This window comes from Luteimonas lutimaris (genome assembly GCF_039537065.1).
Classification (GTDB): domain Bacteria; phylum Pseudomonadota; class Gammaproteobacteria; order Xanthomonadales; family Xanthomonadaceae; genus Luteimonas; species Luteimonas lutimaris.
The window spans coordinates 228,024-239,691 of the sequence record NZ_BAAAZU010000004.1 but is presented as its reverse complement, the minus strand read 5'-3'; the positions used below and the strand labels follow the sequence as shown (position 1 = coordinate 239,691).

The 11,668-nt window shown below is 65.1% G+C and carries 11 protein-coding genes; 8 read left to right on the top strand and 3 right to left on the bottom strand.

Features of this window, described 5'->3' with window-relative positions:
• Positions 1 to 47 precede the first annotated feature (47 nt).
• Together guaA and ABD679_RS05175 are read left to right on the top strand one after the other, a co-directional pair.
• Entirely contained in the window at positions 48 to 1,652 is a 1,605-nt protein-coding gene (gene guaA / locus ABD679_RS05180; RefSeq protein WP_344758892.1) for a glutamine-hydrolyzing GMP synthase, read from the top strand.
• A 111-nt stretch (positions 1,653 to 1,763) separates the two neighbouring features.
• A complete protein-coding gene (locus ABD679_RS05175; protein ID WP_001120888.1) occupies positions 1,764 to 3,257 on the top strand; it encodes an IS91-like element ISCR2 family transposase in 1,494 nt (497 codons plus the stop codon).
• Positions 3,258 to 3,432: 175 nt separating this feature from the next.
• Here ABD679_RS05175 and ABD679_RS05170 read toward each other — a convergent pair whose 3' ends face one another.
• Both ABD679_RS05170 and sul2 read right to left on the bottom strand, forming a co-directional pair.
• Complete coding sequence (locus ABD679_RS05170) at positions 3,433 to 3,735, bottom strand: phosphoglucosamine mutase (protein ID WP_000251875.1); 303 nt, start codon at positions 3,733 to 3,735, stop codon at positions 3,433 to 3,435.
• An 86-nt stretch (positions 3,736 to 3,821) separates the two neighbouring features.
• On the bottom strand, positions 3,822 to 4,637 hold the full coding sequence (gene sul2, locus ABD679_RS05165) for a sulfonamide-resistant dihydropteroate synthase Sul2 (protein WP_001043260.1): 816 nt from the start codon (positions 4,635 to 4,637) through the stop codon (positions 3,822 to 3,824).
• 297 nt (positions 4,638 to 4,934) lie between these two features.
• Here sul2 and ABD679_RS05160 point away from each other — a divergent pair, with 297 nt between their 5' ends.
• The 3 genes from ABD679_RS05160 (at position 4,935) to orn (ending at position 6,966) form a co-directional block, all read left to right on the top strand.
• Positions 4,935 to 5,753, top strand: a complete 819-nt coding sequence (locus ABD679_RS05160; RefSeq protein WP_344758891.1) for an aminoglycoside phosphotransferase family protein — start codon at positions 4,935 to 4,937, stop codon at positions 5,751 to 5,753.
• Between the two features lie 76 nt (positions 5,754 to 5,829).
• Positions 5,830 to 6,339 (top strand): tRNA adenosine(34) deaminase TadA, encoded by a 510-nt coding sequence (gene tadA, locus ABD679_RS05155; RefSeq protein WP_344758890.1) that lies wholly within the window; start codon positions 5,830 to 5,832, stop codon positions 6,337 to 6,339.
• Between the two features lie 60 nt (positions 6,340 to 6,399).
• Entirely contained in the window at positions 6,400 to 6,966 is a 567-nt protein-coding gene (gene orn / locus ABD679_RS05150; protein WP_344758889.1) for an oligoribonuclease, read from the top strand.
• A gap of 133 nt (positions 6,967 to 7,099) precedes the next feature.
• Here orn and ppsA read toward each other — a convergent pair whose 3' ends face one another.
• Positions 7,100 to 9,490: a phosphoenolpyruvate synthase gene (gene ppsA / locus ABD679_RS05145; RefSeq protein WP_344758888.1), complete on the bottom strand. Its 2,391-nt coding sequence runs from the start codon at positions 9,488 to 9,490 to the stop codon at positions 7,100 to 7,102.
• 179 nt (positions 9,491 to 9,669) lie between these two features.
• Between ppsA and ppsR the strand changes: the two genes are divergently transcribed.
• The 3 genes from ppsR (at position 9,670) to ABD679_RS05130 (ending at position 11,405) form a co-directional block, all read left to right on the top strand.
• On the top strand, positions 9,670 to 10,491 hold the full coding sequence (gene ppsR / locus ABD679_RS05140) for a posphoenolpyruvate synthetase regulatory kinase/phosphorylase PpsR (RefSeq protein WP_344758887.1): 822 nt from the start codon (positions 9,670 to 9,672) through the stop codon (positions 10,489 to 10,491).
• A gap of 129 nt (positions 10,492 to 10,620) precedes the next feature.
• Positions 10,621 to 11,109: a DUF1249 domain-containing protein gene (locus ABD679_RS05135; protein WP_344758886.1), complete on the top strand. Its 489-nt coding sequence runs from the start codon at positions 10,621 to 10,623 to the stop codon at positions 11,107 to 11,109.
• A 107-nt stretch (positions 11,110 to 11,216) separates the two neighbouring features.
• Positions 11,217 to 11,405, top strand: a complete 189-nt coding sequence (locus ABD679_RS05130; RefSeq protein WP_344758885.1) for a hypothetical protein — start codon at positions 11,217 to 11,219, stop codon at positions 11,403 to 11,405.
• Positions 11,406 to 11,668: the final 263 nt, after the last annotated feature.

The following is an 11,668-nucleotide window of genomic DNA, read 5'->3' as shown; positions in this document are numbered from 1 at the left end:
TTGGGGATTCGGGATTGGCAAGGCAACAGCAGACACTGAGAAAAGGCATGACGAGCGTTTCCGAATCCAGAATCCCGAATCCCGAATCCCGGATTCATGACGACAAGCTCCTCATCCTCGACTTCGGCGCGCAGTACACGCAGCTGATCGCGCGCCGCATCCGCGAGCTGGGCGTCTACTGCGAAATCTGGGCCTGGGACCACGACCCGGACGAGATCGCGAGGTTCGCTCCGAAGGGCATCATCTTGTCCGGCGGCCCCGAATCGACCACGGAACATGGCGCACCGGCCGCGCCGCAGCAGGTCTTCGACTGCGGCCTGCCGTTGCTGGGCATCTGCTACGGCATGCAGACGATGGCCAAGCAGCTTGGCGGCGAGACCGAGGCCGCCGATGCGCGCGAGTACGGCCATGCCGAAGTCACGCTGGTCTCCGCCGACCGTCTGTTCGAGGGACTGAAGGACCATCCCGGAGCGCCGCCGCGGCTGGACGTGTGGATGAGCCACGGCGACCACGTGTCGAAAGCGCCGCCGGGCTTTACCGTCACCGCGCGCACCGAACGCGTGCCGGTCGCCGCGTTCGCCAACGACGACAAGCGCTGGTATGGCGTGCAGTTCCATCCCGAAGTCACGCACACCAGGTCCGGGCAGGACATGCTGCGCCGCTTCGCCGTCGACATCTGCGGCTGCGCAACGCTGTGGACGGCCGCCCACATCATCGACGACCAGATCGCGCGCGTGCGCGAGCAGGTGGGTGGGGACGAGGTGATCCTCGGCCTGTCGGGCGGCGTCGATTCGTCCGTGGTCGCAGCGCTGCTGCACAAGGCCATCGGCGACCAGCTGACCTGCGTGTTCGTCGACACCGGCCTGCTGCGTTGGCAGGAAGGCGACCAGGTGATGGCCACCATGGCCGAACACATGGGCGTCAAGGTGATCCGCGTCGACGCGCGCGCCCGATACTTCGACAAGCTCAGGGGCGTCACCGACCCCGAAGCCAAGCGCAAGATCATCGGCAACCTGTTCATCGAAATCTTCGACGAGGAATCGGCGAAGCTGAAGAACGCCCGCTGGCTGGCGCAGGGCACGATCTACCCCGACGTGATCGAGTCGGCCGGCAGCAAGACCGGCAAGGCGCACGTGATCAAGAGCCACCACAATGTCGGCGGCCTGCCGGAGAACATGAAGCTCGGACTGGTCGAGCCGCTGCGCGAACTGTTCAAGGACGAGGTGCGGCGCCTGGGCGTCGAGCTCGGCCTACCGCGCGAGATGGTCTACCGGCATCCGTTCCCCGGCCCGGGGCTGGGCGTGCGTATCCTCGGTGAGGTGAAGCCCGAATACGCCGAATTGCTCGCGCGTGCGGATGCGATTTTCATCGAGGAGTTGCGCAAGGCCGACCTGTACGACAAGACCAGCCAGGCATTCGCCGTGTTCCTGCCGGTCAAATCGGTCGGCGTGGTCGGCGACGCGCGCGCCTACGAGTGGGTGATCGCGCTGCGCGCGGTGGAAACCATCGACTTCATGACCGCGCACTGGGCCCACCTGCCGTACGACTTCCTCGGCCGCGTCTCCAACCGCATCATCAACGAGGTGCGCGGCGTCTCGCGGGTGGTCTACGACATCAGCGGCAAGCCGCCCGCCACGATCGAGTGGGAGTGACGGGCACTGGCTGGCAATGTCTAGCAACGGCAGGCATTTCGGCTGAGGGTAAAAGAACTTTCCGCTAAGCGATAGACTGTATGTAAACACAGTATTGCAAGGACGCGGAACATGCCTCATGTGGCGGCCAGGACGGCCAGCCGGGATCGGGATACTGGTCGTTACCAGAGCCACCGACCCGAGCAAACCCTTCTCTATCAGATCGTTGACGAGTATTACCCGGCATTCGCTGCGCTTATGGCAGAGCAGGGAAAGGAATTGCCGGGCTATGTGCAACGGGAATTTGAAGAATTTCTCCAATGCGGGCGGCTGGAGCATGGCTTTCTACGGGTTCGCTGCGAGTCTTGCCACGCCGAGCACCTGGTCGCTTTCAGCTGTAAGCGTCGCGGTTTCTGCCCGAGCTGTGGGGCGCGGCGGATGGCCGAAAGTGCCGCCTTGCTGGTTGATGAAGTACTGCCTGAACAACCCATGCGTCAGTGGGTGTTGAGCTTCCCGTTTCAGCTGCGTTTCCTGTTTGCCAGCCGGCCCGAGATCATGGGGTGGGTGCTGGGCATCGTTTACCGCGTCATTGCCACGCACCTGGTCAAGAAAGCGGGCCATACCCACCAAGTGGCCAAGACGGGCGCGGTCACCCTGATCCAGCGTTTTGGATCGGCGCTCAATCTGAATGTTCACTTCCACATGCTGTTTCTCGACGGTGTGTATGTCGAGCAATCCCACGGCTCAGCGCGTTTCCGCTGGGTCAAGGCGCCGACCAGCCCAGAGCTCACCCAGCTGACGCACACCATCGCCCACCGGGTGGGTCGCTATCTGGAACGGCAAGGCCTGCTGGAACGGGATGTCGAAAACAGCTATCTGGCCTCGGATGCGGTGGATGACGACCCGATGACACCCCTGCTGGGGCACTCGATCACTTACCGTATCGCTGTCGGTTCACAGGCGGGGCGAAAGGTGTTCACTTTGCAAACTCTGCCGACCAGTGGTGATCCGTTCGGTGACGGGATTGGCAAGGTAGCCGGGTCCAGCCTGCACGCCGGCGTGGCGGCCAGGGCCGATGAACGCAAGAAGCTCGAACGGCTGTGCCGGTACATCAGCCGCCCGGCGGTATCCGAGAAGCGGCTGTCGTTAACACGAGGCGGCAACGTGCGCTACCAGCTCAAGACGCCGTACCGGGACGGCACCACGCACGTCATTTTCGAACCATTGGATTTCATTGCAAGGCTGGCCGCCCTGGTACCGAAGCCCAGAGTCAACCTAACCCGCTTCCACGGGGTGTTCGCACCCAACAGTCGGCACCGGGCGTTGGTCACGCCGGCAAAACGGGGCAGGGGCAACAAGGTCAGGGTGGCTGATGAACCGGCAACACCAGCACAACGGCGAGCGTCGATGACATGGGCGCAACGGCTCAAGCGTGTTTTCAATATCGACATCGAGACCTGCAGCGGCTGCGGCGGCGCCATGAAAGTCATCGCCTGCATTGAAGACCCTATAGTGATCAAGCAGATCCTTGATCACCTGAAGCACAAAGCCGAAACCAGCGGGACCAGGGCGTTACCCGAAAGCCGGGCGCCACCGGCTGAGCTGCTCCTGGGTCTGTTTGACTGACGAGCCTGAAGGCCAACGATACCAATCAAAATGCTGCGTTCACAGCGCCGCGGCAGGGATCCGCCGTGCTGGTTGTCGGAAAAGGAGCCGCTAGTGGGAAAGAGGAGGGTAAATTTTCAGCGTTGCTGGCTCCCCGTCAGCCGGATTGGGTTGCATCGCAGGGGTGTCGAAAGAGTCAACTGCGGTCCAAAGCTGTTGGACTTGGGTGAAAAGGGCGTTTATTCTTCCTATACGTTGTCGGCAGCGGGCCAAAAAGGAATACGTCCATGCCCATCGAGGTGAAACCGGCTGTGAGCGCGGGTTCAAGCATATAGCCCGACAGGCGCGTATCCTTGCCGATCACGACACGATGGCGGTGGTCACCGCGACGAAAGACACGGCCAGCCGCCATGCCGACGCGCAAGGCGGTTTCCGCCGTCATCGCGCCTTCGTTGGCTTTGCCACGAATACCGTCTGTGCCGAAATATTTGCGCACCATAAGGTCGATTATCCTGTCGTCGGGTCGCCCTCAAAGGGGACATGCCTGCTGAACCGCGAATATAGAGAAATATCCCGAATGTGCAGTTAACGAATTCTTGCGGTTTCTTTCAGCGCCGCCAATACCGCCAGCCCGTCGCGCAAGGGGCGCGGCTCGTGTGTGCGGATGAAGTCAGCTCCACCTGCGGCGGCGGCAAGCTCTGCAGCGAGTGTCGCGGCCCCGACATCCCCCGGACCACGGCCTGTGAGCGCGCGCAGAAAGGATTTGCGCGAAACAGACAGAAGCACCGGCAAATCGAAGCGCAGCCGCAATTCATCGAACCGCGCCAGCACCGAGAGCGAGGTTTCGGGAGCAGCCCCCAGAAAAAACCCCATGCCGGGATCAAGGACAAGGCGGTTGCGTTTGATACCGGCACCCGTCAGCGCCGCGATGCGCGCGTCAAAGAACGCCGCAATGTGATCCATGATGTCGCCAGCGGGTGCCTCGCGCCGATCTGCCTGCCCGTCTTGCACCGAATGCATAACGACGAGTTTGGCAGATGATTTCGCCAATTGCGGATAGAACGCAGCGTCTGGAAAACCGCGAATATCATTGAGATAGGCCACACCACGCGACAAGGCATAGGCTTGCGTCGCGGGTTGATAACTGTCGAGCGAGACGGGAATGCCATCTGCCTTGAGCGCGTCCAGCACCGGCGCGATACGCGCGATTTCTGTGTCGGACGAAACAGGCGCGGCGTCGGGATTGCTGGATGCCGGACCGAGGTCGATCACATCTGCCCCCTCGGCCATCAGCTTACGCGCCTGCGCAATGGCTGCGTCTGGCGCCAGATACCGGCCTCCATCGGAGAAACTGTCCGAGGTTATGTTGACGATGCCGAAAATGATGAGCGATTTATTCATGGGGGCTTCTATAATAATAATAATCGAGCATGAGTCTCATACGGATGCTCGGGTCGAAAGGGAATCCCCAGGCGAGTAACCTGTTTGCGGTGATCCATTAGCTGCAGGAGCAGAAGAGCATACATCTGGAAGCAAAGCCAGGAAAGCGGCCTATGGAGCTGTGCGGCAGCGCTCAGTAGGCAATTTTTCAAAATATTGTTAAGCCTTTTCTGAGCATGGTATTTTTCATGGTATTACCAATTAGCAGGAAAATAAGCCATTGAATATAAAAGATAAAAATGTCTTGTTTACAATAGAGTGGGAGTAGGCGAAGTTTTCGAACCCTGGCTGCGGCGCTGGCAGCTGCGTCCGGATGGCGACGGCATCGTCACGCCAGGCAGTGACCTGCTGCCGGTGCGGTTGCCGGATGGCACGGCGGCGATGCTCAAGATCGCGCGCGACCGCGACGAACGCGCAGGCGCGGCGCTCATGCAGTGGTGGGATGGCGATGGCGCCGCCCGCGTGTTCGCACTTGAGGGCGACGCACTGCTGATGGAGCGCGCGCAGGGGGCGGAGTCGCTGATGGCGATGGCGCTGCAGGGCAGGGATGACGCGGCCAGCCGGATTGCCTGCGACGTGGTGGCACGCCTGCACGCGCCCCGCAGTGCGCCGTGGCCGCATGACCTGGTGCCGCTCGAACGCTGGTTCGCTGCGCTGCGCACAGCGGCCGGCCGCGAGGGCGGGGTGTTCGCACGCGCACAGACGGTGGCCGACGACCTGCTGGTGACGGCCGAACCCGCGCGTCCGCTCCATGGCGACATCCACCACGGCAACGTGCTGGATTTCGGCGCGCGTGGCTGGCTTGCCATCGACCCCAAGTACCTGGTCGGGAACCGCGGCTACGACTACGCCAACCTGCTGTGCAATCCGGAGCTGCCCACGGTCACCCATCCCGCGCGGTTCTCGCGACAGGTGGAGGTCATCGCGGCGGCGTCGGGGCTGGCACCGGAGCCGCTGCTGCGCTGGACACTGGCGTACGCGGGGCTTTCGGCCGCGTGGTTCCTGGAAGACGGCGATGCCGCGTCGGCGGCAAGCGACCTCGCAGTCGCCGGGCTGGCCCTGGCGGCACTGGGCTGACCGTCGCGAGCGGCGTGGCACACTGTCGCGCCCGCGCTCCCTCCATTCCTCTCATCCACTCCACGCGCACGCAGCCATGTCTCCGACCGACGAACCCGACATCGCAGCGCAGGCCGGCGTCGACGAACGCTGGATGCAGCACGCGCTGGCGCTGGCCGATCGCGCCGAACGCGAGGACGACGAGATCCCGGTGGGCGCCGTGCTGGTCGATGCGGCGGGCAACGTGGTGGGCGAAGGCTGGAACCGCAACATCGGCGCGCACGACCCCACCGCGCACGCGGAAATCGTCGCGATGCGCGAGGCGGGCAGGGCACTGGGCAACCATCGCCTCATCGGCTGCACGCTGTACGTGACCCTGGAGCCCTGCGCGATGTGCGCGATGGCGATGGTGCATGCGCGGCTGGCACGCGTGGTGTTCGGTGCACGCGACCCGAAGACCGGCGCGGCCGGCAGCGTGTTCGACCTGCTGGCCGACCCGCGCCACAACCACCGCGTCGAAGTGCTCGGTGGGGTGCTCGGCGACGAGGCCGGCAAGCGGCTGACCAACTGGTTCCGCCGTCGGCGCGGGCAACCGCCGATCGCATGAACGCTGCGGCCAGCGTCCGCGGCGCTATCATGGCGCGTTGATTCCGCAGCAGGGACATACATGGCAGGCAACGGCGCGCACGACGGCAGGCTGATCTGGATCGACCTGGAGATGACCGGGCTCGACACCGACCGCGACTCGATCATCGAGATCGCCACGGTGGTGACCGATTCGCAGCTCAACATCCTTGCGGACGGTCCCGAGCTCGCGATCTCGCATCCGCTGTCGGTGCTCGAGGCCATGGACGAATGGAACCGCACCCAGCACGGCAAGTCCGGCCTGTGGCGGCGGGTGCTGGAAGAGGGCGTGCCCATGGCCGAGGCGGAGGCGCGCACGCTTGAATTCCTGCAGCGCTGGGTCGGGCCGAAGCAGTCGCCGATGTGCGGCAACTCGATCTGCCAGGACCGCCGCTTCCTGCACCGGCTGATGCCGTCGCTGGAGCAGCACTTCCACTACCGCAACCTGGACGTGAGCACGATCAAGGAACTCGCCCGGCGCTGGGCGCCGGAGGTGCTGGCCGGCGTACGCAAGGAGGCCTCGCATACCGCGCTGAGCGACGTGCGCGATTCGATCGTCGAGTTGAAGCACTACCGCACGGCGATGGGGGTCTTCGGCGCGCCGCACTAGGAAGACAGTGTGGGAGCGGCTTCAGCCGCGAGCTTTCCGCTGACAACGAATCGCCAGGAAAAGCTCGCGGCTGAAGCCGCTCCCACAACAACAAGGCGAGGCCGGCTGTTCGCCGGCCTCGCATCGATTCCCGTCAGGCCGAAGCCTTCGACTTCGCCAGCTTCAGCCAAGTGTCGACCACGGTATCCGGGTTCAGCGACACCGACTCGATGCCTTCGTCCATCAGCCACTGCGCCAGGTCGGGGTGGTCGCTCGGGCCCTGCCCGCAGATGCCGACGTACTTGCCCTTGGCACGGGCGGTCTTGATGGCCATCGACAGCAGCTTCTTCACCGCCGGGTCGCGTTCGTCGAACAGCGAGGCGACGATCGACGAGTCGCGGTCCAGGCCGAGCGTGAGTTGGGTCAGGTCGTTGGAGCCGATCGAGAAGCCGTCGAAGATCTCCAGGAACTCCTCGGCCAGCAGCGCGTTCGACGGCACCTCGCACATCATGATGATCTTCAGCCCGTCCCGGCCCTGCTTCAGGCCGTTGCCGTCCAGCACCTCGACCACCTTGCGGCCTTCGCCGAGCGTGCGCACGAACGGGATCATCACCCAGACGTTGTCCAGGCCCATGTCGTTGCGCACCTTGCGCACCGCGCGGCACTCCAGCGCGAACGCCTCGGCGAACGATGGGTCGACGTAGCGGCTGGCGCCGCGGAAGCCGATCATCGGGTTTTCCTCGTGCGGCTCGTAGCGCGCGCCGCCGAGCAGGTTGGCGTACTCGTTGGACTTGAAGTCGCTCATGCGCACGATCACCGGCTTCGGGTGCACGGACGCGGCGATGGTGGCGATACCCTCGGCCAGGCGGTCGACGTAGAACTCCACCGGCCCGGCATAGCCGGCGATGCGCTCGTCGATCTTGCCGCGGATCTCGGCGTCCTGGTCGTCGTACTCCAGCAGCGCCTTGGGATGCACGCCGATATGGCTGGCGATGATCATCTCCAGCCGCGCCAGGCCGATGCCGGCGTTGGGCAGCTGGCCGAAATCGAACGCGCGCTCGGGGTTGGCGACGTTCATCATGATCTTCAGCGGCGCCTCGGGCATCGAGGTCAGGTCGGTGGTGATGCGCTCGAAGGGCAGGGTGCCGGCGTAGATGAAGCCGGTGTCGCCCTCGGCACAGCTCACGGTGACCTGCGCGCCGTCCTCGATCGCGTCCAGCGCGTTGCCGGTGCCGACCACGGCGGGCACGCCCAGTTCGCGGGCGATGATCGCCGCGTGGCAGGTGCGGCCGCCGCGGTTGGTGACGATGGCCGCAGCGCGCTTCATCACCGGCTCCCAGTCGGGGTCGGTCATGTCGGCGACCAGCACGTCGCCCGGCTGCACGCGGTTCATGTCGTCGAGCGAGCGCACCACGCGGGCCACGCCGCTGCCGATCTTCTGGCCGATGGCGCGGCCTTCGCAGACCACGTCGCCGCGCTTTTCGAGCTGGAAGCGTTCGATCTGGGTCGCCTTGGCGCGCGACTTCACCGTCTCCGGGCGTGCCTGCACGATGAACAGCTTGCCGCTGACGCCGTCCTTCGCCCATTCGATGTCCATCGGGCGCTGGTAGTGCTTCTCGATGACCAAGGCCTGCTTCGACAGTTCATGCACGTCGTCGTCGGACAGCGAGAACGTGTTGCGCAGCCCGGCCGGCGTGTCCTCGGTGCGCACGCGCTCGCCGGGGACGTCCGAATAGACCATGCGCAGCTGCTTGCTGCCCAGCGAGCGGCGCAGGATCGCCGGCTTGCCCGCGGCCAGCGTCGGCTTGAATACGTAGAACTCGTCCGGATTGACCGCGCCCTGCACGACCATTTCGCCCAGGCCATAGCTGGATGTCACGAACACCACGTCGCGGAAACCGGATTCGGTGTCGAGCGTGAACAGCACGCCCGAGGCGCCCACATCCGAGCGCACCATCAGCTGCACGCCGGCCGAGAGGAACACGTCCTCGTGCTTGAAGCCGTGGTGCACGCGGTAGGCGATGGCGCGGTCGTTGTAGAGGCTGGCGAAGACTTCCTTGACCTTGTGCACCACGTCATCGGCGCCCGTGACGTTAAGGAAGGTTTCCTGCTGGCCGGCGAATGAGGCGTCGGGCAGGTCCTCGGCGGTGGCCGAGGAGCGTACGGCCACGGCTACGTCGCCGCCACCGTTGTCGGCGCACAGCTGCGCGTAGGCCTTGCGGAGGTCGGCGTCGAGTTCCGGCTGCAGCGGCGCGTCGATGACCCAGCCGCGGATCTCCTTGCCGGCCGCCGTCAGTGCGGGCACGTCCTCCACGTCCAGCGTGGCCAGGCGGTCGAAGATGCGCTGGTGCAGGGTGTTGTGGGCGATGAAGGCCTTGAACGCGTCCGCCGTGGTCGCGAAGCCACCCGGGACCGAGACGCCAAGCCCGGCGAGTTCGCCGATCATCTCGCCGAGCGAGGAATTCTTGCCGCCGACCTGGGCCAGGTCGGTCAGGCGCAGGTCGTGCAGCCACAGGATATTCTGGGTGGAAGCGAGGGCGCTCAAGACGGGCACTCCGGTTGTGCAGGCGGGGAAGGAACGTCAGGGAAAACGAAGACCGGCAGGCGGGGCCGGCCGAAGTTGGCTATTTTAGCAAGCCACCCGGCCGTGGGGACCGTGGATGTGGCCCGCACGCCGGCCACGACCGCGCCGAACCGGCCAGATCCACGGGAAAACGTTTACCCATGCCTGACACACGCCCGGTCTTCTACGTTTCCGACGGCACCGGCATCACTGCCGAAACGATCGGCCACAGCCTGCTGACCCAGTTCGCCGATACCCGGTTCAGTACCGACCGCATTCCCTTCGTCGACAGCCCGGACCGGGCCCGCCAGGCTGCGGCCCGGATCCGCGCCAAGGGCGAGGAAGCCGGCGTGCGGCCGGTGGTGGTGAGTTCCTGCGTCGATCCGGAGCTGACCCGCCTGATCGGCGAAAGCGGCGCGCTGGTGCTGGACATCTTCGCCCCGTTCGTCGAGCCGATGGAGCGTGAGCTGGGCCAGCAGCGCAAGTCGCAGGTGGGCCAGGCCCACGGCATGGTGGATTTCGATACCTACCATGCGCGCATCAATGCGATGAACTACGCGCTGACCCACGACGACGGCATCGCCATCAACTACGACGACGCGGACGTGATCCTCGTGGCCGTTTCGCGCGCGGGCAAGACGCCAACCTGCGTGTACCTGGCGCTGCACTACGGCGTGCGCGCGGCGAACTATCCGCTGACCGACGAGGACCTGGAGCATGACCGCCTGCCGCCGCGCCTGCGTCCGTACCGCAACAAGCTGTTCGCGCTGAGCATCGACCCGGTGCGCCTGCAGCAGATCCGGCAGGAGCGGCGCCCGAACTCGCGCTACGCGCAGCTGGACACCTGCAAGCGGGAAGTGGCTGCGGCCGAGGCGCTGTTCCGCGCCGAACGCATTCCCTCGCTGAGCACCACGCACAAGTCGATCGAGGAAATCGCCAGCACGGTCCTGAGCACGCTGGGCCTGCGGCGCGTGATGTTCTGAAGGCGGGGAGGCCTGTCGAGGGCGCGTGGCGCGGAGCGGGAAACCACGCGACAGGAGCCTTCAAGTTAGGCGCCGTGGCGGATTCCGTCAATGCTGCCGCGACGCGATGCGTGCGTGTAGCATCGAGCCATGCCACGCGCACTTTCCAGCGACCGCATTGCCCGTTTGCCAAGGCTCAGCCGCTTCGGCTGGCTGATGGGGCTGTATGCGGAAAACTTCGTCCTGCTCACGCGCCTGTTCGAGCCGGCGGACCTGGCGCCGGGACGCCATGTCTCCTCGATCGGCGATGGCCTGGACCTGCATGTGGAAGTGATCGAGCAGCACGCCTACACCACGGAGCTGCGCCTCACCTACGGCCTTGCGGACCCGGTGACCGGCGAGCCGGATCCGTCCGCGTTCCTGCGCCTGTACCGCGACGCGCGCCAGGTCGAGGCCACGCACTGCTACATCGGCCGGCGCTGGCAGGACGTGATCGGCATGTATCCGCCACCGGCGGAGGTGGTTGGCCATCGCATGCGGATGAACACCTTCCTCGGCAAATGGCTGCACTACCTGGCCGAACGCGGCCACGGCGTGGCGACGTTGCGTCGCGAGGGCGCTGCGGCAAGGATGGCCTGATCGCCCCTGTGCGGGCTTAATGCTTCGTTCACGGCCTTTACGCGCTGCAAACATGCGGCTGCTAGCATCGGTCGCCGACGCGCCTGAATGCGCATGAGGAGACACCGATGACCAAGCTCGACAAGCCGTTGCGACGCGAAGTGCAGATTGGCGACAAGGCCTACACCCTCACCATCGACCCGGACGGCCTGAAGCTGGTCGAGAAGGGCCACCGCAAGGGCGTCGAGGTCAGCTGGGCTGCGCTGGCCAATGGCCAGGGCGAAGGCGATTCGCAGGCGTCGTCGATGTCGATGTAATCGGCGCCGCGGGTTTCCCGCGAACCAGCAGGAGAGGCCCGCGATGCGGGCCTTTTTTGTGGGTCTTCCCTCATCGGGGAAAAGTGGAACGGCTCGATGCCGGCGCGCGGGTGCGGATGGCACCGGGGCGAATGTCCTCCGGTGCCAGCCTGTGGCCGGCACATCCCCCTTGATTTCGCCCCGATGCCATCCGCACCCACGCCACGAACTGCGTGGGCTGCCGCACGGGCAAACGCCCGTCCTTCGCAAGCCTGCGCTCCGGT